Below are 21417 nucleotides of genomic sequence, written 5' to 3'. Positions count from 1 at the left end.
GCCGTCAGGCCTGGTTGCAGGCCTTGGTAAAGCGCATCACCGTGTCCTGCCCCATCATCAGTGGGGCATTGGCTTCGGTCACCTCGCGGATGTAGTCCCACAACAAGGTGATGCGCTTGAGCTTGCGCAGGTCTTCGCGGCAGTACATCCAGAATTGCCGCGTCACTTCCACTTGCTCGGGCAGCACCGTCACCAGCCGCGGGTCCTGCGCGGCCAGGAAACACGGCAAAATCGCCAGCCCGCGGCCTTGAAGCGCAGCGGTGTACTGGGCAATCACACTGGTACTGCGCAGGTGAGCCGTGGCCCCAGGGATCAGGTTGGCCAGGTACAGCAGCTCGGAGCTGAAGGCCAGGTCGTCGACATAACTGATGAAGGGATGCCCGGCCAGGTCGGCAACGGCCTGGATCGGCGCATGGCTGTCCAGGTATGCCTGCGTGGCGTACAGGCGCAGTCGGTAGTCGCACAGCTTGCAGCATACGTAGGGCCCGTGTTCCGGGCGTTCTAGGGCGATGACGATGTCCGCCTCGCGTTTGGAAAGGCTGATGAAATGCGGCAGCGGCAGGATATCCACTGAAATCGCCGGGTAGGCATCGACGAAGTGGCTCAGCTGCGGGGTGATGAAGAAACTGCCGAAGCCCTCGGTGCAGCCCATGCGCACATGCCCCGACAGCGCCACCCCCGAGCCGGATACCTGCTCGCACGCCATGTGCAGCGTGCTTTCGATGGCCTCGGCATAACTGAGCAGACGTTGACCTTCTGCCGTCAGCACGAAGCCGCTGGTGCGCGATTTTTCGAACAGCAAGGTGCCAAGCGCGCCTTCCAGCGAAGTGATGCGCCGCGAGACGGTGGTGTAGTCCACGCTCAGCCGTTTGGCCGCGCTGCTGGCCTTGCGCGTGCGGGCCACTTCGAGAAAGAACTTCAAGTCGTCCCAGTTGAGCGCGCTCAGGGATGTGAGGTCTTTTTGCATGATGATCCGGAATTTTTATGCGTTCTTGTAGGATGTTTGCACATCTATACTCGAAACATGCCCTCTTACGCCACCCCGCGTTAGCGACGGCGCTGGCGATCTCGTCCTGACAATAATTCCAAGGAGAACGCAGATGAACGCACCCCAGTCCCCTGACCAGACCAAGGTCGAGCAGGCCAAGCTGCTGATCGATGGTCAATGGGTGGAGTCCCGAACGAGCGAGTGGCGCGATATCGTCAACCCGGCCACCCAGGCCGTGCTGGCGCGTGTTCCGTTCGCCACCGCCGAGGAGGTGGACGCCGCCGTGGCGGCGGCCCAGCGTGCCTTTCTGACCTGGCGCCATACGCCGATTGGCGCGCGCATGCGCATCATGCTCAAGCTCCAGGCGCTGATCCGTGAACACAGCAAGCGCATTGCCCAGGTGCTGAGCGCCGAACAGGGCAAGACCCTGGCCGACGCCGAGGGCGATATCTTCCGTGGCCTGGAAGTGGTCGAGCACGCGGCTTCCATCGGCACCCTGCAAATGGGCGAATTCGCCGAAAACGTGGCAGGCGGTGTCGATACCTATACCTTGCGTCAGCCGATTGGGGTATGCGCTGGCATCACGCCGTTCAACTTCCCCGCGATGATCCCGCTGTGGATGTTCCCCATGGCCATCGTCTGCGGCAACACCTTCGTGCTCAAGCCCTCCGAGCAGGACCCGTTGTCGACCTTGTTGCTGGTCGAGCTGGCCGTGGAGGCCGGGGTGCCCGCCGGTGTGCTCAATGTGGTCCATGGGGGCAAGGCCGTGGTCGATGCCCTGTGCACACACCAGGACATCAAGGCGATTTCCTTCGTCGGCTCGACCGAGGTAGGTACCCATGTCTACAACCTGGCCAGCCAGCATGGCAAGCGCGTGCAGTCGATGATGGGCGCCAAGAACCATGCCGTGGTGCTGCCGGACGCCAACCGTACGCAAACCGTGAATGCCCTTGTAGGGGCGGCCTTTGGCGCTGCAGGCCAGCGCTGCATGGCCACCTCGGTTGCGGTGCTGGTGGGCAAGGCCCGCGAATGGCTGCCAGACATAAAGCAAGCGGCGAGCAAGCTCAGCGTGAACGCCGGCAGCGAGCCAGGTACCGATGTGGGGCCGGTGGTGTCCAAGCGGGCCAAGGAGCGTGTACTGAGCCTGATCGAGAGCGGCATCCGAGAGGGCGCCACCTTGGAACTCGATGGCCGCGACGTCAAGGTGCCGGGCTATGAGCACGGCAACTTCGTCGGCCCCACGTTGTTCTCGGGCGTGACCACCGACATGCAGGTCTATACCCAGGAAATCTTCGGTCCGGTTCTGGTGACGCTCGAGGTCGACACCCTCGATGAGGCCATCGCCCTGGTCAACGCCAATCCGTTCGGCAACGGCACCGGTCTGTTCACCCAGAGCGGCGCGGCGGCACGCAAGTTCCAGAGCGAGATCGACGTCGGGCAGGTGGGCATCAACATCCCGATCCCGGTGCCCGTACCGTTCTTCAGCTTCACCGGCTCGCGCGGCTCCAAGCTGGGAGATCTGGGGCCGTACGGCAAGCAGGTGGTGCAGTTCTACACCCAGACCAAGACGGTTACCGCCCGCTGGTTCGATGACGACAGTATCAACGACGGCGTGAACACCACCATCAGCCTGCGCTAAGGAGCACGTCATGCGTATCGCATTCATTGGCTTGGGCAACATGGGCGCCCCCATGGCCCGCAACCTGATCAAGGCCGGTCACGCGCTTGCCCTGTTTGACTTGAACAAGGAGGTACTGGCAGAACTCGGCGCCCTGGGTGGGCAGGTCAGCGCCTCACCACGCGAGGCGGTAGCCGAAAGCGACCTGGTCATCACCATGTTGCCGGCAGCCGCGCACGTGCGCAGCGTCTACCTCGATGACGATGGGGTACTGGCCGGGATCCGAGCTGGCACGCCCACCGTCGATTGCAGCACCATCGACCCACAGACCGCGCGCGAGGTGTCCAAGGCGGCGGCCGCCAAGGGCGTGGACATGGGCGATGCGCCTGTCTCCGGAGGCACGGGTGGGGCGGCGGCCGGTACGCTGACCTTCATGGTTGGAGCCAGCGACGAACTGTTCGCAGCGCTCAAGCCGGTGCTCGAGCACATGGGCCGCAATATCGTGCACTGCGGCGAAGTGGGGACGGGGCAGATCGCCAAGATCTGCAACAACCTGCTGTTGGGCATTTCGATGATCGGTGTGTCCGAAGCCATGGCGCTGGGCAATGCTCTGGGTATCGACACTCAGGTGCTGGCAGGCATCATCAACAGCTCCACCGGACGCTGCTGGAGCTCCGACACCTACAACCCCTGGCCTGGCGTGATCGAGACGGCGCCGTCCTCGCGTGGCTACACCGGCGGCTTCGGCGCCGAATTGATGCTCAAGGACCTGGGGCTGGCCACCGAAGCTGCGCGTCAGGCCCGCCAGCCCGTGATCCTCGGCGCCCTCGCGCAACAGCTGTACCAGGCCATGAGCCTGCGCGGGGAGGGTGGCAAGGACTTCTCGGCCATCATCGAGGCCTACCGCAAGCCACAATGATCAAAGGGTGCACGTCATCGTTGTACAGGGGGCGGCTCATTGCGCCCCCTGCGTCTGCCAATCAGGCGAAGACGAAGTATTTGCGCACCGTCTCGACCACTTCCCAGGTCCCCTTCATCCCTGGCTCGATCACGAACACGTCACCTGCCTTGAGGTGTTTCGGTTCCTCGCCTTCCGGGGTGACGATGCAGTAGCCATCGAGGAAGTGGCAGTATTCCCACTTGTCGTAGTTGACTTCGAACTTGCCCGGGGTGCAGATCCAGGTGCCCATGATCTTGCTGCCGTCGGCCGACAGGTAGGCGTTCAGGTTCACGGTGTGCGGGTCGCCGCCGATGCGTTTCCACTTGGTCGCGTCCACGACCGGGGTGGGGCAGGTTTCACGCAGCACGGTGATGAAATCGGACATGGCACAACTCCTGTGACTGGTTGAATGACCCGTCACCATAGGCGTTGAAGCGCCCGCGCAGTTGCCTGAAGTCGACGTCCAGGTGTCTGGCCGCGCTGTTCGCGCAGGGTCAGCCCAAACTACCGGCTAACGCGCTACCAGGCCTTGGCGCCGTTTCAAGCCCACCAGTAGCGCACGAAGTGGAAAAACACCGGTGCAGCGAAGCAGACCGAGTCGATGCGGTCGAGCATGCCGCCATGGCCTTCGATCATGTGCCCCCAGTCCTTGACGCCACGGTCGCGCTTGATCGCCGACATCACCAGCCCACCAAAGAAGCCCATGGTATTGACCGCCAAGGCCATCAAGGCGGCCTGCCAGAAGCTGAACGGCGTGATCCAGCACAGCAGCGCGCCGATCAGCGTGGCCAGTGCCACGCCGCCGACCAGGCCCTCGAGGGTTTTGGAAGGCGACAAGTTGGGCGCCACCTTGCGCTTGCCGAACAGCTTGCCGCACACGTATTGCAGCACATCGCTGAGCTGCACCACCACGATCAGCCAGGCGATCAGCAGCAGGTTGCGCCCCTCGAAGCCGGGGATCTCCAGGGTCATCAGCGCCGGCACCGACGATACGCAGTACACCGCGATCATCAAGCCCCACTGGACCTTCGAAGCCCGCTCCAGAAAGCGCGTGGTGTCGCCCCCAAGGCTGGCGAGGATCGGCAGCAACAGGAACAGGTAGACCGGAATGAAGATGCTGAACAGGCCATACCAGTCCATGGCGATGAGCACGTACTGGACGGGCAGCGCGATGTAGAACGCCGCCGCCAGGGCGGGGTAGTCACTGCGCCGGGTGGGCGTGAGGGTCATGAACTCGCGCAAGGCATAGAACGACACACCGTAGAACAGCACGATCACGCCGTATTTGCCGAAGACGAAGGCGATGCCGATTACCAGCACCATGACCCACCAGGCATTGATGCGGGCGTTGAGGTTGTCGATCACCGCATGGGGCCCGGGGCCTGCGCGCCACTTCAGCACACGGCCGATCACACTGGCGAGCAGCAGCAGGGCGCCGATGCCGGCGAACAGCGCGAGGGTATTGTCGTGCATGTCAAACGTCCTTGGGGGCTAGATCGAGCAGGGCTTGGCCAGCCCGCTCCAGAAAGGCTTGCTTGCTTTCGTCGGCCTGCAGGTGCAAGGGTTCGCCGAAACTCAGGGTGCATAGCAACGGCAACGGCAAGGCGCGTCCCTTGGGCATCACCCGATTGAGGTTGGCGATCCATACCGGCACCAGCTCGACCTGCGGGTGGGCCGCCGCCAGGTGATACAGGCCACTTCGCAACGGCAACAAGGGCTCATCGCTGAGGTTGCGCGTGCCTTCCGGAAAGAAGATCAGCGAATCGCCCTGGGCCACGGCGTCGAGTACCGGTTGCAAGGGGTGGCCCTGGCCTTCGTCGCGATGTCGCTGGATTAGCACCCCATTGAATACCTTGCGGATGAGAAAATCGCGAATCCCCGGCTTGGCCCAGTAGTCGGCACCGGCTACCGGCCGAGTGCGACGCCGCAGCGTCTGGGGCAGCGATGCCCATAGCAGGACGAAATCGCCGTGGCTGCTGTGATTGGCAAAGTACAGGCGCTGCACCGGAAGGGGCGTGCACCCCAGCCAGAGGGCTCGCGCCCCGGTAATCAGGCGCGCGGCCGAGGTGATCAGGTAGGCGGTCAGGTTGGCGAGCATGGAACGTTCATCATCCTTTGATAGACAGTATCAGCAGGGTAGCCAAGGCCACCGTGAGTTGCAGGCCCAGGCACAGGCCCTGGCGACGCAGCAGAGCAAGCGCAGCCCGGCTGCGGACCGGCCAGGTGCGCGCATCGACTGGCTGCGGCTTGAGCCCGTGGTCGAACAACGCGCGGTCCAGTGCCTGGGTGTCTGCTGCCAGGTCCTGGCTGTTGGCCAGGTGCGCGAACAGGTCGGCATCGAGTGCAACGCGGATGGCCCAGTACTTGTGCAGCATGCCCAGGCCGATGAGCAGCAGGCACGGCACAAGCGACCAGGGTGACAGCGCCGAGCCAAGCAGCGGCACCAGGCCGAACCCGAGCGCCAGCAGGGTCATGCCGTCCGAGAGCCCTGCCAGTTGCCGGCCCCGGCGCAGCAGGCTAGCGACCAACACAAGGTCCACTCAGCGCACCCGTTGAGCGAGGCTGACACTGAAAATCCCCCACTCGTCGATGCGCTGGGTCACCTTGCGAAAGCCTGCCGCCTCCACCAGCTGGTCCATTTCTGCCTGGCTGCGACGACGCATCACCCAGGCCTCGCCACCCCGGTGGCTGGTCAAGGCACGCGCAATCATCTCCAGTTGCGGGTGCCACGGTTGACCGGTGTAGACCAGGTAACCGCCATCCTCCATTGCCTGTGCCAGGCCAGCCAATGAGTTGCTCACTAGGGTGTTGCTGGCGAACAGTTCGTACAGGCCTGATACCACTGCCAGCGTCGGAGGCTGTTCCAGCGTCGCCAGGCTAGGGCGGTCGAAGGCATCGCCCTGGACGAAACGGGCAATGTCCCCCAGGCCCTTTTCCTGGATCAGCGCGGTGCCTTGTTGCACGTTGAGCGGGCTGTAATCGCGCAGCAGGATTGATTCTGGGCGTTGATCGACCTGTTGCAGGGCTTCGAGAATGTAGCGGCCATGGCCGGCTGCGATATCCACGATGTGCACGGGTCGGCCGGCCTCGCGTAGACGATCCATGGCCAGGCGCAGCAGTGCTTCCACATTCAGCTTGCGCTGGCGAATGCCACGCCAGCCGATGGCATTGAGGTAGTTCTGGTCGACCAGGCGGCCCAGCGCGCCTTTGCCTGCAGGCTGGTTGCGGTACACGTAGTCCAGTGTGCTGCCCGAATCGAAACCAGTGTCGAAGCCTAGCCGCACGCCGTCCGCTACCTTGCTGCCCAGGCGCAGACCGGCTCGGGTGGCGCGCCAGTAAAGCCCGCGCAGCGAGTGGCGGGGCAAAGGCGCGGCCAAGCTTTCGGCCTCGGCGCAACTGGCGCCGGTCTTGTCCGCATCGAGCAGCGAAGGCCGCTCGGCAGGGCAGGCGAAGCAGTGCTCGACGAAACGCTCGATACGCCGTAAAGCGTGTGCTCGCTCACGCTCGCCCAAGGTGTCGTGGAAGAACCCCGGCAGCACGTGCATCTCCTTGCGCGCACTGCCCAGACGGTCGAAGAAGCGCTGCTGGGGTGCTCGCTCGACCACCAGGTCTGTACCGGAGACCAGCAGTTGCGTCGGTAGCTGGATGGCCTGGGCGTCGGCCACCACACGATCGGCGGCTTCGTACAGCCCTAGCAGCATGGTCACCGAAATGGGCCGGCTGATCAGCGGGTCTGCCTTGTACGACATGACCCGTTCCGGGTCATGGGTCAGCAGTTGTGGCTTGACGTAGCTGTTGACGAAGAAATTGCCGCGCACGGCCTTGAGCAGCTTCAGGCCAGGGCGTGCCAAGGGGACGTACAGCTTGACCTTGAACGCCGGAGACGCCAGCACCAGGCAACGCACCTTGGGTGCATAGTCATGCGCCCAGGTGGCCACCAGCACCGCGCCGACGCTCTGCGCCAGCACCACCAGGTCCTGTTCGGCCAGCCCGTGACGGGCCTGAATGTGCTCGATGAACGTCTGCACGTCGCGCACGCTGGTCGCGAAGCTCGGGCTGTCCCCGCGTGCGCCGGGCGACAGGCCATGACCGCGGGCATCCCAGGCGAAAAAGTCATAGCCCGGCATGTCCAGCTCATCGGCCAAGTGGGCGATTCGCCCGCCGTGTTCATGGCCACGGTGGAACATCACCACCGCCCGACGCGGCTGGTGTTCGTTGCGCGTGGCGGGCCAGTGGCGGTAATGCAGCTCGACACCGTCATGGGTGGAAAAATGCAGGCTTTGCGCTTGGCGCATGGTCGATATCCTTATGCGACGGGCGAAGACTCAGCGGGTTTCAGCCAGCCCGCGACGCACCCGGTTGTAGAGGGTATAGAGGCAGAGCGCCAGGACCACAAGCAGCAAACCATTGATCCAGGTACCGTCAAGCACATCCAGGGCGACACCGGTACCCAGTACACCAAAGGCGAAGGCGCGGTCGCTCTTGCCCATGGGCCCGTCATAGCGGCGCGAGGCACCTGCCAAGGGCCCCATCACGCCAGCGTATTCGCTGATCGTCGCCAGTAGCACCACCATCACCACCAGCGGCGGCCACACGCCTACCAAGAGGGCGAACGGCAGGTACAGGGCGGCATCGGCGATCACGTCGCACAGCTCGTTCAGATAGGCGCCAAGGGTGGATTGCTGGCCAAATTCCCGTGCCAGCATGCCGTCGATGGCGTTGAGCGCCATGCGCAGCAGCATCCATATGGGCACCAGGATGAACAACCCGTGAAGGTGGGGCAGGGCCGCCAGCAGCAGCCCTAGCGCAACGGAGATGACGGCAGCGGTGAGCGTGACCTGGTTGGCCGTCACGCCCCTGTCGTACAGGCGCTGCACCAGAGGCCGCAGCAGGGCCTGGAAACGGGGTTTGAGCTGGTAGATCGAGGCCACTGGCAAGTCCTTTTTGGTGGGGCGTTGTCGCGCATTCTGTTGCAGTCTTGGTGGCCGGTAAAGCCGCAGGCACCGGCGCTCTTGCCACTGACCTGGCTGCGCGACAAGAAGTTTCAGGCACACCCGGCGAATACGCTGACCAATGCCGCTGCGTAGCCTGGCAGGGCCGCAAAGTCGCGCGCGCACAACAGCAACTTCCGGTTAGCCCAGGGTTCCTGCAGTGCCATGGCCCGCAGCGGCAACACCCCTTGCCAGCGCTGCACCGCCGCCAAGGGCACGACCCCGACGCCGGCACCGCCTGCGACCATGCGCAACACGCCTTCGAAGCCCTCGGCACGAACCCTGACGCGCATGCGCTGGCCTGCACGCAGCGCCTGCTCTTCCAGGTAAAGCGCCAGGGCACTGGCCGGCCCGAGGCCGACGTGACCATGGGCCAGGCTGTCGACGAAGCGCGGCGAGGGAAGGTTGACGAGCGGGTGATCCGTTGGCGTCACCAGTACCAACGGGTCGTCGCGAAAGGGCTGCGTCTGTAGATGCTCGCTAGGTGCTGCGCTGGAGATGATGCCCAGGTCGGCCATGCCCTGGGTGATGGCCTGCACGATGCGCAAGCTCGGGTACTCCTGCACATCCACGCTCATGCCTGGGTTCTGGGCAAGGTAGGCCGCCAGCAGTTCGGGCAGGTATTGGGTCAGGGCCGCGGTGTTGCACAGCAAGCGCACCTGGCCTTGATGCCCCTGCGCGTACTGACCCAGGTCGAATTGCAAGCGCTCGACCTGCTGGGCGATGAGCCGGGCATGTTGCAGCAATGCCTGCCCGGCGGGCGTGGGGCTGACACCTCGGCGATTGCGCAGCAGGAGTGCAACGCCCAGGGACGCCTCCATGGCACGAATCCGGGCGCTGGCTGCTGGCAGCGACAAGTGGCTACGCCCAGCACCGGCGGTGATGTTTCCACACTCGACAGCGTGCCGGAATAGGGTCAGGTCAACAAGATCAAAATGCACGTGGCTCTGTCCAGGCAAGAGGCTGACCACGAATATGACAGATGTTCAGCGCGTCATGCATTGGCCATGATGGGCACATGATGACATTTACAGCGTTTTACCAAGACCTTGGCCTACTGCTGACTGCGCTGGTGTTTGCCACCTTTGTTCTGGCAGGTGCCGTCAAGGGCGTGATCGGGCTCGGCCTGCCGACCGTGGCCATGGGGCTGCTGGGCATGGCTCTGCCGCCCGCGCAGGCTGCTGCGTTACTGATCGTCCCATCCACCGTGACCAATCTCTGGCAATTGGCGGCAGGAGGGCATTTGCGAGCGTTGCTGCGCAGGCTGGGCCCGATGCTGGCCATGATCTTTATCGGTACCTTGCTGGGCAGTGCGTGGCTGGGCATCAGCAGTGGCCCCTGGGCCGCGCATGCACTGGGAGGCGCACTGATTCTCTATGCCGTTTATGGACTGGCTGGGCCGGCCTTGCGCATTGCCCGGAAACGCGAAGGGTGGCTCGGCCCTGTCTGCGGCCTGGCTACCGGAGTGATCAGTGCGGCCACGGGTGTGTTCGTGATGCCGGCAGTGCCGTACCTGCAAAGCCTTGGGCTTAGCCGTGACGAGATGATTCAGGCCCTTGGGCTGGCATTTACGGTGTCCACCCTGGCGCTGGCTGTGGGCCTTGCCGGGCAAGGCGCACTCGGCGGCCCGGCGCTGGGTGCTTCTTTACTGCTGGTGGTGCCCGCCCTGCTTGGCATGCAGGCGGGCCAGTGGCTGCGCCGACGCGTCAGCGCACAGGTGTTCCGCCGCTGTTTCTTGGTGGGCCTGATGCTGCTGGGCGTGCATTTGCTGATCAACGGTTAGCGGATGAGTCGCTGAGCATGTCGACCCGTTGGACCTCGAAGTCGCGCTCCAGGTAATCCATGCGCCGGTCGAAAAAAGCAGCCATGTGCGGCAGGGCCGAGTGCACATCCAGTGCCGCCTTGTTCGCCCAGACTTCGAAGAACACGAACAGGCTCGGGTCCTGCTGATCGCGCAGCATGTGGTATTCGACACAGCCGGGTTCTTGTCGGCTGGGCTCGACATAGGGCCGGAACAGTTGCTCGAAGGCTTCTGCCATTTCCGGGCGTGTCTTGGCTTTGAGAATGAAGGCGTATTGCTCGTTCATGAGGGTCTCCTGCTTCGTAAGTGCCAAAGATTAAAGCAATAATCCCGGTCGATTCGTGATCTTGAGTCAAATGTATTTTGCTGTTGATTGGCTGTTTCCCAACTGCGCCTGACCTTAACCTGCCTGCAATCAGTGATCAGGTCCGGGAGGCCCCCATGAAAAACATCTTGCTACTCAACGGCGGCAAACAGTTTGCCCATTCCGCAGGCCAGCTCAATAGCACCCTGCATGAGGCCGCACTGGCGCACCTTGACCGTGCAGGTTTCGACGTGCGCCAGACCTTCATCGACGGGGGCTATGACGTCCAGGAGGAGGTGGAGAAATTCCTCTGGGCTGACGTGGTGATCTACCAGATGCCAGGCTGGTGGATGGGCGCGCCCTGGACCGTCAAGAAGTACATCGATGAGGTCTTCACTGCCGGGCACGGCAGCCTGTATGCCAGCGATGGTCGTACCCGCTCGGATCACACGCAGAAGTACGGCAGTGGTGGGCTCATTCAAGGCAAACAGTACATGCTGTCGCTCACGTGGAATGCACCGCAGCAGGCGTTCGACGAGGCTGACGACTTCTTCGAGGGCAAAGGTGTGGATGCGGTGTACTTCCCCTTCCACAAGGCGCAGCAGTTCCTGGGCATGAGCGGCTTGCCGACCTTCCTGGCCACCGACGTCATGAAGCGCCCGGATGTCCCGGCAGCGCTGGCGGCCTATCAAGCGCACCTGGAGCGGGTGTTTGGCAAGGCTCGGTAGACATCTGCCTTGATGGCACTGCTGGACTTCCCTTGCGCAAGCGGCTATCTAGACCCTGGCAACTCTACCCGCAGGCCTTGATGTGAAAACCCGATCCGAAGAACTCCAGGTGTTCGTCGCCGTCATCGACTGTGGGTCGATCTCTGCAGCGGCCGCGCAAATGGGCCAGACGCCCTCGGCGGTCAGCCGAACCCTGGCGCGCCTTGAGGCCAAGCTGGGCACCACGCTGGTCAACCGCACCACCCGGCGCATGGACCTGACCGAGGAGGGGCGGTTCTTTCTCGAACAGGCAAGGCAGGTGCTGCGGCAGATGGACGAGCTGGAAGAGCGCCTGGCGATGAACCGGCAGACGCCCATCGGTCGCCTGCGGGTCAACGCGGCCACGCCATTCATGCTTCACGCCATCGTGCCCTGGATAGGCGAGTTCCGGCAGCAGTACCCCGGCATCGACCTGGAGCTCAACACCGACGATTTGATCATCGACCTGCTTGAGCACAGTACCGACGTGGCCATCCGCATCGGTGAGCTGGCCGATTCCAGCCTGCACGCGCGCAACCTGGGTTGCAGCCCGGTGCAGGTGCTCGCCAGCCCGGCTTATCTGGCGCGTCACGGCACCCCCCAGCGGGTCGAGGATCTGGCCGATCACTGCCTGCTTGGCTTCAGTCAACCCGAGACGCTGAACCAGTGGCCCCTGCGCCATGCCCAGGGCGAACACTGGACCATTCGGCCTACGCTGGTCGCTTCCAGCGGCGAGACGCTGCGACAGCTGGCGCTGGCCGGGGAGGGCATCGTCAGCCTGTCGCACTTCATGACCCACGAAGACATTCGCAGCGGCCGCCTTCAGGTCGTGCTGCCCCAGGCCAATAACGGCCATCGTCAGCCCATCCATGCGGTGTACTACCGCAATACCCAGCTGGCCCTGCGCATTCAATGCTTCCTGGATTTCATCCAGCGCAAGTTGGCCATCTACGCCTGTTCAGTTGCCTGAACGCGACATCTGCTGCCTAGGGGCGGCGCGTCATGGACGATGAGATTGCACAGGCTTGACGCTTGGGTCTTACTGACGGTCCCACAAGAACAACACCCAAGGAATGTGTCATGCGTAGCGTCCCTTTCCAGTACCTGGCTCTGGCAGCCGCGCTGTTGGGCAGCTCATCGGTGTACGCCGTTGCCCTGGAGGGCGGGGCTGTCGCCGCGCCTGATCAGTATGGCGCCCAGGTAGCCGCCGATATCCTGAAAAAAGGCGGCAACGCGGTCGATGCCGCGGTAGCCACCGCATTCACGCTGGCAGTGACTTACCCCGAAGCCGGCAACATTGGCGGTGGGGGCTTCATGACGTTGTTCGTGGACGGCAAGCCCTACTTCCTTGACTACCGTGAAGTGGCGCCCAAGGCGGCCACGCGCAACATGTACCTGGATGACAAAGGCGAAGTGATCGAGAACCTGAGCCTGGTGGGTGCCCGTGCTGCAGGCGTGCCAGGCACGGTGATGGGCTTGTGGGAGGCCCATCGCAAGTTCGGCAAGCTGCCCTGGAGCGAGCTGCTGACACCGGCCATCGGCTACGCCAAAAACGGCTTCAAGGTCGCCGACAAGCAGTATCAGTACCGCAACGATGCCCAAGGTATGTTCAAGACCGCTACCAACTTCAACGATTACTTCGGCAGCATGAAGGTGGGCGAGCTGTTCAAGCAACCCGAGATGGCCCAGACCCTCGAGCGCATCGCCGACAAGGGCGTGAGCGAGTTCTACCAGGGCAAGACCGCCGACCTGCTGGTGGCGCAGATGCAGGCCGACAAGGGGCTGATCACCAAGCAGGACCTCAAGGACTACAAGGCCGTGTGGCGTGAGCCCATGGCCGTCAGCTGGCGCGGCAATGTCGTGTACACCGCGCCCCCGCCAAGTTCCGGTGGCGTTGCCCTGGCCCAGCTGCTGGGCATCAAGGAGGACCGTGCCGCCGATTTCAAGGGTGTGGCGCACAACTCTGCGCAGTACATCCACCTGTTGGCCGAGATTGAAAAACGCGTTTTCGCCGACCGGGCCGACTACCTCGGTGACCCGGCTTTCACAAAAGTGCCCGTGGATCAGTTGGTGGCCAAGGATTACCTGGCCAAGCGTGCGGCTCAGGTCAATCCCAAGGCCATTTCCGCTACCGATCAGGTCAAGCCCGGGCTGGAGCCGCACCAGACCACGCATTTTTCCATCGTCGACAAGGCCGGCAATGCGGTCAGCAACACCTACACGCTCAACCTCGACTACGGCAGTGGCGTGGTGGTCAAAGGTGCCGGGTTCCTGCTCAATGACGAGATGGACGACTTCAGCGCCAAGCCGGGTGCCGCCAATGCGTTCGGCGTGATCGGTGGCGATGCCAATGCCATCGAGCCGGGCAAGCGCATGCTGTCTTCCATGAGCCCCAGCCTCATGACCCGTGACGGCAAAGTGGAGCTGGTGATCGGCACACCGGGTGGGTCGCGCATTTTCACCTCGATCTTCCAGGTGATGAACAACCTGTATGACTACGGCATGCCGCTGGACAAGGCAGTGGCTGCGCAGCGGGTCCACCACCAGTTGCTGCCCAAGGACACGATCTATTTCGACAGCTATGCGCCGCTAACCGGGCAGGTGGCTGCTGATCTGAAAAAGATGGGTTACGTGCTGGAGGACCAAGGCTGGGAGATGGGCGATATCCAGGCCATTCGGGTCAACGGACAGGCGCTTGAGACCGCGTCCGACCCGCGTGGCCGTGGGGTAGGGATGGTGGTGAAGTGAAGGGCTGATGGCGCGCCGGTTGCTGGCGCGCCGAAGTGCGAGCACTCAGCCAATGGCTGAGGCTTGCGGCAACAGCAGAGGCCGTTGTGCGGCCTCTGCTACGGGCCACCACGCCCAACCCACTGCCTCAGGTCAAACGCGGAACCGGCTGACCAGCATCTGCAACTCGCCCCCCAGGCGCGCCAGCTCAACGCTCGACGCCGCCGTCTCGTCGCTGGCAGAGGCCGTCTGCTCCGACACATCACGCACATTCAGAATGCTGCGGCTGATCTCTTCGGCAACCGCGCTCTGCTGCTCGGCTGCGGCGGCAATCTGCTGGTTCATCGACTGGATGCTCGACACGGTGCCCGTGATGTTCTCCAGCGACTCACCGGCCTTGCGCGCCAGGTCGACACTGCTGTCGGTCAAGGCGCGGCTGCCCTGCATGGCATTGGCTACCTGCTGGGTGCCGTGCTGCAGGCTGGCGATCAGCTCCTCGATTTCCTCGGTCGACTTCTGCGTGCGCTGAGCCAGCCCGCGCACTTCGTCTGCCACCACGGCAAAACCGCGTCCGGCTTCGCCTGCACGTGCCGCCTCGATGGCCGCGTTGAGGGCCAGCAGGTTGGTCTGCTCGGCCACCGATTTGATCACGTCCATGACGCTGCCGATCTTCTGGCTTTCCTGCTGCAACGCAGTCATGGCCTCGGTGGAGCGGTGCATGTCCTGCGCCAGGCGCTCGATCTGGCTGATCGCCTCGCCCACCACCCGATCCCCGGCCCGCGCCTCGCCATCGGCACCTGTCGCCGCCTGCGAAGCCTGTTCGGCATTGCGTGCCACCTCCTGAACCGTGGCGGCCATCTCATGCATTGCGGTGGCCACTTGGTCGGTCTCGACTTTCTGGCTATTGGCACCGGCACTGGTCTGTTCGGTCACGGCCGACAGCTCCTCGGCAGCGCTGGCGATCTGGGTCACACTATCGCGAATGCCGCCGATCAGCTCGCGCAGGGTCGTGCCCATGCGGGCAATGCCTTGCTGCAGCACCCCCAACTCGTCGCGGCGGGTGACATGCAACTGTTGGGTCAGGTCGCCGCTGGCGATTTTCTCGACCGCCGCCAAGGTGTCCTGCAACGGCCGGGTGATCTGCCGGGTGATCAGGACGGCGGCCACGATACCCACCAGCAACGCCAGGAGGGTAGCGATGGTCTGCAAGGTGCGCGCCTGGCTGCTTTCGACATCGCGACGCTCCAGCTGGATCTTGTACAGCGCATCGCTGTGCTTGACGATGTCCGCGCCCTGGACCGTCATCTCGGCGCGAGCACCGGTAATGGTGGCCACGGCATCGCGGAATTGACGCGTAGCTTCACGGTAGTCGGTGACTGCGCGCTCGAGCTGTTGCACCCGGTCGCTCGGGCCGGACAGCTCGCGCTTGAGGCTATCGACCACCGCCAGCGCCGCATCGAGCTGGCGCAGAGCCGCCTGTTCATTGTCCGCCGTGTTGTCGGCGATGTAGCCGCGCACATCGATGCGCACCTGCATCAATTGCTGGCGGGCCTTGCTGATCAGTTGGTACTGAGCAAGGCGCACGCTGTCGGCCTCGGGCCGAGCCATGACTTCCTGGCTCAAGACCTCCATGGCCTGGTCGGCCTGGCTACCGGCGCGGGTCATGGCGGCGCGTGCGGCACGACTGGCGTCGTAACCCTGGCGCATCTTGGACAGCGACACCTTGTAGGCACTGATGATGTCGCCCAGTTCGCCCAGCAGCTTGACGTTTTCGGGGCTCTTGAACGTGTGCTCCAGGTAAGCCTGCTGCTTGCTGAAGGTATCGAGCTTGGCCAGGGTATTGGCAGCCGCGGCATCATCGCCGTTGGCGATCATGTATTGCAGGCGGGCAATACGCAGGTCGGTAAGGTCCTTGTTCAACTGGCCGATGTCGCTCATCCAGTTGCTGCGGTCGATGAGACCGCCCAGGCTCGTCCAGCCCACCAAGGCCAGCAGGCCGGTCAGGATCAGCACCAGGGCGAAGCCCAGGCCGAGTTTGAGGTTGACGCTGATATTGGCAAACCAGCTGTTCATGCACGCACTCCAGAAGTTGTTTTCGCTCTCTTGATCTCCGATCGCAAGGCGTTGTTATTCTGGCTGCCCGCTCAATCGTGCTGGAGTTATCGGCCGTTGGCGAGGAAGCTGAAACGCTTTTTCAGCCGTAGGGGCGATACGGCGCGTTTCAGCGACCACAGGTGCTGCAATGGACGAATCAATCAGGGCGCAACGCTGAGCACCTTCAGAGAGTACGCGCGCTGAAGGTGTCGCAGCTGTCGACGTCGCCTTCGGCGAACCCGGCCTTGAACCAGCGCACGCGTTGGGCCGAGGTGCCATGGGTGAACGAGTCCGGCACCACGCGCCCTTGACCCTGCTGCTGCAGTCGGTCGTCACCGATGGCGTTGGCGGCATTGAGCGCTTCCTCCACATCGCCAGGTTCCAACCAGTTCAGGCGTTTCTGTGCCTGGTAGGCCCACACGCCAGCAAAGCAGTCGGCTTGCAGTTCCTGGCGCACCAGTAGGCCATTGCTGCCTTCCATGCGCTGGCCGCTACGCCGTGCCGCGTCCACCTTGGCCGACACGCCAAGCAGCGTCTGCACATGGTGGCCGATTTCATGGGCGATCACGTACGCCTGGGCGAAGTCGCCAGCAGCCGAGAAGCGTGTTTCCATTTCTCGGAAGAACGACATGTCCAGGTACACCTGCTGATCCGCCGGGCAGTAGAACGGCCCGACCGCCGCTGTGGCAAAGCCGCAGGCAGAATTCACCTGACCGTTGAACAGCACCAGCTTGGGGTCCTTGTACTGTTTGCCGGACTGGGCGAACAATGCTTGCCAGGTGTCTTCGGTGTCGCCCAATACGGAGGCGACGAATTCCGCCTGCTGGTCATTGGCCGGAGGCGCCTTGCCATCGGTCACGGCAGGCGCTTGCTGCTGCATCTGGCCGGTCAATTGACCAAGGATCTGCAAAGGGTCCTGGCCCGTCAGCCAGCCGATCCCGACAATCAGCAAGATGGCGCCAAGTCCCAGTCCTTTGCCACCGCCAAAGCGCATACCACCGCCACCGCCACCTGCGCCCCGTGCATCGACCACATTGTCGCTACGCCGGCCTTTTCGCCATTCCATGAGTGCTCTCCAGAGCGTGAAACAAGAAGACAAATATTAGTTCAACACAGCCTCAGGTGTCAGGGCACCTGCGGCTGTCTAGCGCATTGGAGATGGCCGGGGCGCCTGAATTCAATTTCATCGTCCCCGGCCTGCACAGGGTCCAGGCTCAGCGCCGCACCAGCAGCACACCGCTTTCCATGTGGTGGGTGTAGGGGAATTGATCGAACAACGCGCAGCGTTCGATCCGGTGGGTGTCGTGGAGCTGGGCAATGTTCGCCGCGAGTGTTTCCGGGTTGCACGAAATGTACAGGATCCGCTCGAAACGTCGGGTCAGCTCGCAGGTGTCCGGGTCCATGCCGGCGCGCGGCGGATCAACGAAGACCGTGCCGAATGCGTAGCTTTTCAGATCGATGCCTTCGAGGCGGCGGAAAGGGCGCACTTCGTTCAGCGCCTGGGTCAGCTCTTCAGCTGACAAGCGCACCAGGCGCACGTTATCCACAGCGTTCTCGGCCAGGTTGCTCAGTGCGGCGTTGACCGAGGTCTTGCTGATCTCGGTAGCCAGCACCTGGCGCACGCGGGTGGCCAGCGGCAAGGTGAAGTTGCCGTTGCCGCAGTACAGTTCCAGCAGGTCGTCATCGCGATCGCCCATGGCCTCGAAGGCCCAGCTCAGCATCTTCTGGTTCACGGCGCCGTTGGGCTGGGTGAATGCGCCTTCAGGCTGGCGATAGCTGAACACACGGCCGGCCACGTCGAGCTTTTCAACCGCATAGTCACGGCCGATGACCAGGCGCTTGCCCTTGGAGCGGCCGATCAGGCTCACGCCCAGATCTTGGGCCAGTTGCCGCGCGGCCACTTCCCACGCTTCGTCCAGTGGGCGGTGGTAGCACAGCGTGACCATCGCATCACCCGCCAGGGTGGTGAGGAATTCCACCTGGAACAGGCGATTGCTCAAAGCCTCGCTGGCCTGCCAGGCCGCCTTCAGGCGCGGCATCAGGTCGTTGATGCGCTGGCTGGCAATCGGGAAGTCGTCGATCAGGATAGCCTTGTGCTTCTCGCCCGGGGCGAACATCGCATAGTGGCGCTGGCCGTCCTCGCGCCAGAGGCGGAATTCCGCACGCAGGCGATAGTGCGCGCGCGGCGAGTCGAAGACGGCGGGCTCCGGCGCACCGAAAGGTGCGAGCAGCTCGCGCAGGCGGGCGGTCTTATCCTGCAGTTGCGCGTCATAGGCGCTAGGGTCGAATGCAGCACTCATGCGTTGAACCAACCCAGTTTGATGACGAACAGGATGGAAAGAATCACCAGGGCCGCGTTCAGGTCATGGCGACGCCCGGAAATGAGTTTCACGGCGGTCCAGGCAATGAAGCCGAAGGCAATGCCGTTGGCGATCGAATAGGTCAGCGGCATGGCCAACGCGGTGACCACCACTGGGGCTGCTTCGGTGACGTCGTCCCAATTGATTTCCGCCAGGCCCGAGGCCATCAGCACGGCGACGAACAGCAACGCCGGCGCGGTGGCGAAGGCCGGTACGCTGCCAGCCAGCGGTGCGAAGAACAGGGCCAGCAGGAACAGCACGGCGACCACGATGGCCGTAAGGCCCGTACGCCCCCCGGCGCTCACGCCAGCCGCCGACTCGATATAGCTGGTGGTGGTCGAGGTGCCCAGCAGCGAGCCGGCCATGGCGGCGGTGCTGTCGGCAATCAGGGCACGGCCCATCTTCGGCATGTGGCCATCCTTGCCCATCAGCCCTGCACGTTTGGCTACGCCGATCAGGGTGCCGGAGTTGTCGAACAGGTCGACGAACAGGAAGGCGAAGATGACGCTCACCAGGCCCACGTCCAGCGCGCCGGCGATGTCCAGTTGCAGGAAGGTCGGCGCCAGCGAAGGCGGCATGGACACGATGCCCCCGAAGGGCGTGACGCCCATGGCAATGGCTGCCACGGTCACGGCCAGGATGCCGATCAACACGGCGCCGCGCACCTTCAACGCTTCCAGGCCAACGATCAGGAAGAAGCCCAGTGTGGCCAGAATCGGTGCCGGCTGACGCAAGTCGCCCATGCCCACTAGGGTTGCAGGGTTATCGACGACGATGCCCGCATTGTGCAGCGCGATCAGCGCTAGGAACAGTCCGATGCCCGCAGCAATGGCCGAGCGCAGGGGCAGGGGAATGCTGTTCACGATCCATTCCCGGATTCGGAAGATCGACAGCAGGAAGAACATCACCGCCGACAGGAATACCGCACCCAGGGCCACTTGCCAGGTGTGCCCCATGTGCAGCACCACGGTGTAGGTGAAGAACGCGTTCAGGCCCATGCCCGGCGCCAAGGCGATCGGGTAGTTGGCGATCAGGCCCATGGTGGTCGAGCCAATGGCCGCCGCCAGGCAGGTGGCGACGAACAGCGCACCCTTGTCCATGCCCGTCTCGCCGAGGATGCTCGGGTTGACGAAGAGAATGTAGGCCATGGCCAGGAAGGTGGTGACGCCCGCCAGTATCTCGGTGCGCACATTGGTGTTGTGTGCTTTTAGTTGAAACAGCCTTTCCAGCATGCCCGCTCCCCGAGGCGCCCCCGGCGCCATGAATATGTCGACCCCATCAGCAAAGCACAGACCGTACCGGCTGCCGTGATTTCTATGGGGCAGAAAAAAGCCGCGCATCATACCAGCATGCCGGGCAGGGGCCTATGGCCGTCTGGGAATAGGCTGGCCGCGCCCCGGTGCGCCTGGCGTACAGGGCCGCTGGGGCGGCCTTTCAGTCTTCGTGCAAACGGTCCCGGTTGGCCAACGTGGGGAACAGTTTTATCCACACTCCCGTCACCACCAAGGTGCCCACCCCACCCATGACGACGGCTGGCACCGTACCAAACCAGTGCGCGGTGACCCCCGATTCGAATTCGCCGAGCTGATTGGAGGCACCGATGAACAGCCCGTTGACGGCGCTGACGCGCCCGCGCATTTCGTCCGGGGTATGCAACTGCACGAAAGCGCCTCGAATGACCATGCTGATCATGTCGGCAGCGCCCAGTACCACAAGGACCGCCAGGGAAAACCAGAAGGATGTGGACAGGCCGAACGCGATAGTGGCCACGCCAAAGACGCCCACTGCCGTGAACATGGTTCGGCCCACCTTGCGCTCGAAGGGAAAGCGCGCCAACCACACCGACATCAGTAACGCGCCTACTGCGGGCGCCGAACGCAGCAGCCCGAGCCCCAGCGGCCCTGTCAGCAGGATGTCCTTGGCAAATACCGGCAGCAGCGCTGTGGCCCCGCCCAGCAGCACGGCGAACAGGTCCAGCGAGATGGCGCCCAGGATATCCGGCCGGCTGCGAATGAAACGAATGCCGGCCAGCAGCGACTCGACGGTGGCACGGCCCCGTTGAACGACTTGTCCTCGCGCCTGCAGGCTCAGGGTCAGCACACAGGCTATGGCATACAACGCCACGGTCGGGCCGTAGACCCAGCCGCTGCCGAATGCGTACAGGAAGCCGCCCACGGCGGGCGCCACAATGGTAGCCGACTGGGTCGCAGAGGCCGACGCGGCGACCGCCCGTGGAAACAGGCCCGCGGGCACGACGTTGGGCAGCAGCGCCTGGGTCGCCGGCATCTCGAACGAACGGGTGGCGCCGAGCAGAAACGCCAGCACGAAAATCAGTTCGCGGCTGACCTGATCCGTGGCGCTGCCCAGCGCCAGGGCCAGTGCGATCAGCCCTTGCAGGCATTGGCACAGGGCGGCAACCTTGCGCCGGTCATAGCGGTCTGCCACATGGCCGGTGTGCAGCATGAACAGCACACGGGGTGCGAACTCCACCAGTCCGACAAGTCCCAGGTCCAGCACGTTGCCGGTCAGCTGATACAGGTGCCAGCCAATCGCCACGGTCAACATCTGGAATCCGCTGGCGGTGAAGACCCGTGCCAGCCAGAACGCCAGAAAAGGGCGATGGTGACGCAACAGCGGCGGTTCAGTCTCGGACATCGGACACCTGTGACCTCGATGCAGGGGAAGCTCCGCAGCCTATCATCTGTATGTAACAAATAGTTGCTGTTTACCGTGTCCGACACCGTTTCGGTGCCGCTGAACAGGGGGTGGGGCAACCGGTCACGCGGCAAACAACCACACCTCGCACCGGGCTATTCGGGGCTATGCTTGATTCATATCGTTGACCTGG

At 63.6% G+C, this 21417-nt stretch carries 20 protein-coding genes and 1 pseudogene; 6 read left to right on the top strand and 15 right to left on the bottom strand.

The annotated features are described in order from the left end of the window. Window positions 1-4: 4 nt before the first annotated feature. Window positions 5-967 carry a LysR family transcriptional regulator gene (locus FH041_RS13820; protein WP_027914370.1) on the bottom strand — a complete coding sequence of 321 codons (963 nt, stop codon included), beginning with the start codon at window positions 965-967 and terminating at the stop codon, window positions 5-7. Window positions 968-1100: 133 nt separating this feature from the next. On the opposite strand from FH041_RS13820, the gene FH041_RS13815 reads away from it, so the two are divergent. Together FH041_RS13815 and mmsB are read left to right on the top strand one after the other, a co-directional pair. Continuing rightward, complete coding sequence (locus FH041_RS13815; RefSeq protein WP_027914371.1) at window positions 1101-2627, top strand: CoA-acylating methylmalonate-semialdehyde dehydrogenase; 1527 nt, start codon at window positions 1101-1103, stop codon at window positions 2625-2627. Window positions 2628-2637: 10 nt separating this feature from the next. After that, a complete protein-coding gene (gene mmsB, locus FH041_RS13810; protein WP_027914372.1) occupies window positions 2638-3525 on the top strand; it encodes a 3-hydroxyisobutyrate dehydrogenase in 888 nt (295 codons plus the stop codon). A gap of 61 nt (window positions 3526-3586) precedes the next feature. Here the strand turns inward: mmsB and FH041_RS13805 are convergent, their stop codons facing one another. The 7 genes from FH041_RS13805 to FH041_RS13775 form a co-directional block, all read right to left on the bottom strand. Beyond that, window positions 3587-3931: a cupin domain-containing protein gene (locus FH041_RS13805; RefSeq protein WP_023534343.1), complete on the bottom strand. Its 345-nt coding sequence runs from the start codon at window positions 3929-3931 to the stop codon at window positions 3587-3589. Between the two features lie 155 nt (window positions 3932-4086). Further along, on the bottom strand, window positions 4087-5019 hold the full coding sequence (locus FH041_RS13800) for a phosphatidate cytidylyltransferase (RefSeq protein WP_023534414.1): 933 nt from the start codon (window positions 5017-5019) through the stop codon (window positions 4087-4089). A gap of 1 nt (window position 5020) precedes the next feature. Continuing rightward, window positions 5021-5644 carry a lysophospholipid acyltransferase family protein gene (locus FH041_RS13795; RefSeq protein ID WP_027914373.1) on the bottom strand — a complete coding sequence of 208 codons (624 nt, stop codon included), beginning with the start codon at window positions 5642-5644 and terminating at the stop codon, window positions 5021-5023. Window positions 5645-5654: 10 nt separating this feature from the next. After that, complete coding sequence (locus tag FH041_RS13790) at window positions 5655-6086, bottom strand: hypothetical protein (protein WP_132578119.1); 432 nt, start codon at window positions 6084-6086, stop codon at window positions 5655-5657. Beyond that, on the bottom strand, window positions 6087-7841 hold the full coding sequence (locus FH041_RS13785) for a bifunctional alpha/beta hydrolase/class I SAM-dependent methyltransferase (protein ID WP_059183338.1): 1755 nt from the start codon (window positions 7839-7841) through the stop codon (window positions 6087-6089). It abuts the gene before it with no gap. Window positions 7842-7871: 30 nt separating this feature from the next. Further along, window positions 7872-8477 carry a CDP-alcohol phosphatidyltransferase family protein gene (locus tag FH041_RS13780; RefSeq protein WP_027914376.1) on the bottom strand — a complete coding sequence of 202 codons (606 nt, stop codon included), beginning with the start codon at window positions 8475-8477 and terminating at the stop codon, window positions 7872-7874. 113 nt (window positions 8478-8590) lie between these two features. Beyond that, entirely contained in the window at window positions 8591-9478 is an 888-nt protein-coding gene (locus FH041_RS13775; RefSeq protein WP_049696529.1) for a LysR substrate-binding domain-containing protein, read from the bottom strand. 77 nt (window positions 9479-9555) lie between these two features. Here FH041_RS13775 and FH041_RS13770 point away from each other — a divergent pair, with 77 nt between their 5' ends. After that, on the top strand, window positions 9556-10320 hold the full coding sequence (locus FH041_RS13770) for a sulfite exporter TauE/SafE family protein (RefSeq protein ID WP_027914378.1): 765 nt from the start codon (window positions 9556-9558) through the stop codon (window positions 10318-10320). Here the strand turns inward: FH041_RS13770 and FH041_RS13765 are convergent. Beyond that, on the bottom strand, window positions 10310-10624 hold the full coding sequence (locus FH041_RS13765) for a putative quinol monooxygenase (RefSeq protein WP_027914379.1): 315 nt from the start codon (window positions 10622-10624) through the stop codon (window positions 10310-10312). The two genes, FH041_RS13770 and FH041_RS13765, sit on opposite strands and share 11 nt — an antisense overlap. Window positions 10625-10779: 155 nt before the next feature. On the opposite strand from FH041_RS13765, the gene FH041_RS13760 reads away from it, so the two are divergent. The 3 genes from FH041_RS13760 to ggt all read left to right on the top strand — a co-directional run bounded on the left by FH041_RS13760 (window position 10780) and on the right by ggt (window position 14136). Beyond that, window positions 10780-11370, top strand: a complete 591-nt coding sequence (locus FH041_RS13760; protein WP_027914380.1) for an NAD(P)H-dependent oxidoreductase — start codon at window positions 10780-10782, stop codon at window positions 11368-11370. An 82-nt stretch (window positions 11371-11452) separates the two neighbouring features. Then, the gene (locus FH041_RS13755; protein ID WP_027914381.1) at window positions 11453-12358 is read left to right on the top strand and encodes a LysR family transcriptional regulator; all 906 of its coding nucleotides are present in this window, start codon (window positions 11453-11455) and stop codon (window positions 12356-12358) included. Between the two features lie 110 nt (window positions 12359-12468). Then, on the top strand, window positions 12469-14136 hold the full coding sequence (ggt, locus tag FH041_RS13750) for a gamma-glutamyltransferase (RefSeq protein ID WP_104925841.1): 1668 nt from the start codon (window positions 12469-12471) through the stop codon (window positions 14134-14136). 132 nt (window positions 14137-14268) lie between these two features. Here ggt and FH041_RS23260 read toward each other — a convergent pair whose 3' ends face one another. The 6 genes and pseudogenes from FH041_RS23260 to FH041_RS13725 form a co-directional block, all read right to left on the bottom strand. Beyond that, complete coding sequence (locus FH041_RS23260) at window positions 14269-14973, bottom strand: methyl-accepting chemotaxis protein (RefSeq protein WP_373682150.1); 705 nt, start codon at window positions 14971-14973, stop codon at window positions 14269-14271. A gap of 198 nt (window positions 14974-15171) precedes the next feature. Next, window positions 15172-16053: pseudogene (locus FH041_RS23255) on the bottom strand (methyl-accepting chemotaxis protein); the annotation flags it as partial. A 340-nt stretch (window positions 16054-16393) separates the two neighbouring features. After that, window positions 16394-17275, bottom strand: coding sequence for a neutral zinc metallopeptidase (locus tag FH041_RS13740; protein ID WP_027914384.1), 882 nt, complete (start codon window positions 17273-17275; stop codon window positions 16394-16396). Between the two features lie 148 nt (window positions 17276-17423). Continuing rightward, window positions 17424-18509 (bottom strand): tRNA (uridine(54)-C5)-methyltransferase TrmA, encoded by a 1086-nt coding sequence (gene trmA / locus FH041_RS13735; protein WP_027914385.1) that lies wholly within the window; start codon window positions 18507-18509, stop codon window positions 17424-17426. Then, on the bottom strand, window positions 18506-19801 hold the full coding sequence (locus FH041_RS13730; RefSeq protein WP_027914386.1) for an NCS2 family permease: 1296 nt from the start codon (window positions 19799-19801) through the stop codon (window positions 18506-18508). The genes trmA and FH041_RS13730 overlap by 4 nt, the downstream gene beginning before the upstream one ends. Before the next feature lie 202 nt (window positions 19802-20003). Next, window positions 20004-21224, bottom strand: coding sequence for an MFS transporter (locus tag FH041_RS13725; protein WP_027914387.1), 1221 nt, complete (start codon window positions 21222-21224; stop codon window positions 20004-20006). Between the last annotated feature and the right edge of the window lie 193 nt (window positions 21225-21417).

Source organism: Pseudomonas sp. SWI7, from assembly GCF_006351945.1.
Lineage (GTDB): Bacteria > Pseudomonadota > Gammaproteobacteria > Pseudomonadales > Pseudomonadaceae > Aquipseudomonas > Aquipseudomonas fulva.
This window is presented reverse-complemented; position numbering and strand designations above follow the sequence as displayed.

Bases quoted from the DNA above. Each gene is read 5' to 3' on its own strand.
- FH041_RS13820 (WP_027914370.1), bottom strand. From the start codon at position 967: ATGCAAAAAGACCTCACATCCCTGAGCGCGCTCAACTGGGACGACTTG.
- FH041_RS13815 (WP_027914371.1), top strand. From the start codon at position 1,101: ATGAACGCACCCCAGTCCCCTGACCAGACCAAGGTCGAGCAGGCCAAG.
- mmsB (WP_027914372.1), top strand. From the start codon at position 2,638: ATGCGTATCGCATTCATTGGCTTGGGCAACATGGGCGCCCCCATGGCC.
- FH041_RS13805 (WP_023534343.1), bottom strand. From the start codon at position 3,931: ATGTCCGATTTCATCACCGTGCTGCGTGAAACCTGCCCCACCCCGGTC.
- FH041_RS13800 (WP_023534414.1), bottom strand. From the start codon at position 5,019: ATGCACGACAATACCCTCGCGCTGTTCGCCGGCATCGGCGCCCTGCTG.
- FH041_RS13795 (WP_027914373.1), bottom strand. From the start codon at position 5,644: ATGCTCGCCAACCTGACCGCCTACCTGATCACCTCGGCCGCGCGCCTG.
- FH041_RS13785 (WP_059183338.1), bottom strand. From the start codon at position 7,841: ATGCGCCAAGCGCAAAGCCTGCATTTTTCCACCCATGACGGTGTCGAG.
- FH041_RS13770 (WP_027914378.1), top strand. From the start codon at position 9,556: ATGATGACATTTACAGCGTTTTACCAAGACCTTGGCCTACTGCTGACT.
- FH041_RS13765 (WP_027914379.1), bottom strand. From the start codon at position 10,624: ATGAACGAGCAATACGCCTTCATTCTCAAAGCCAAGACACGCCCGGAA.
- FH041_RS13760 (WP_027914380.1), top strand. From the start codon at position 10,780: ATGAAAAACATCTTGCTACTCAACGGCGGCAAACAGTTTGCCCATTCC.
- ggt (WP_104925841.1), top strand. From the start codon at position 12,469: ATGCGTAGCGTCCCTTTCCAGTACCTGGCTCTGGCAGCCGCGCTGTTG.
- FH041_RS23260 (WP_373682150.1), bottom strand. From the start codon at position 14,973: ATGGCCGCCACGGTTCAGGAGGTGGCACGCAATGCCGAACAGGCTTCG.
- FH041_RS13740 (WP_027914384.1), bottom strand. From the start codon at position 17,275: ATGGAATGGCGAAAAGGCCGGCGTAGCGACAATGTGGTCGATGCACGG.
- trmA (WP_027914385.1), bottom strand. From the start codon at position 18,509: ATGAGTGCTGCATTCGACCCTAGCGCCTATGACGCGCAACTGCAGGAT.
- FH041_RS13730 (WP_027914386.1), bottom strand. From the start codon at position 19,801: ATGCTGGAAAGGCTGTTTCAACTAAAAGCACACAACACCAATGTGCGC.
- FH041_RS13725 (WP_027914387.1), bottom strand. From the start codon at position 21,224: ATGTCCGAGACTGAACCGCCGCTGTTGCGTCACCATCGCCCTTTTCTG.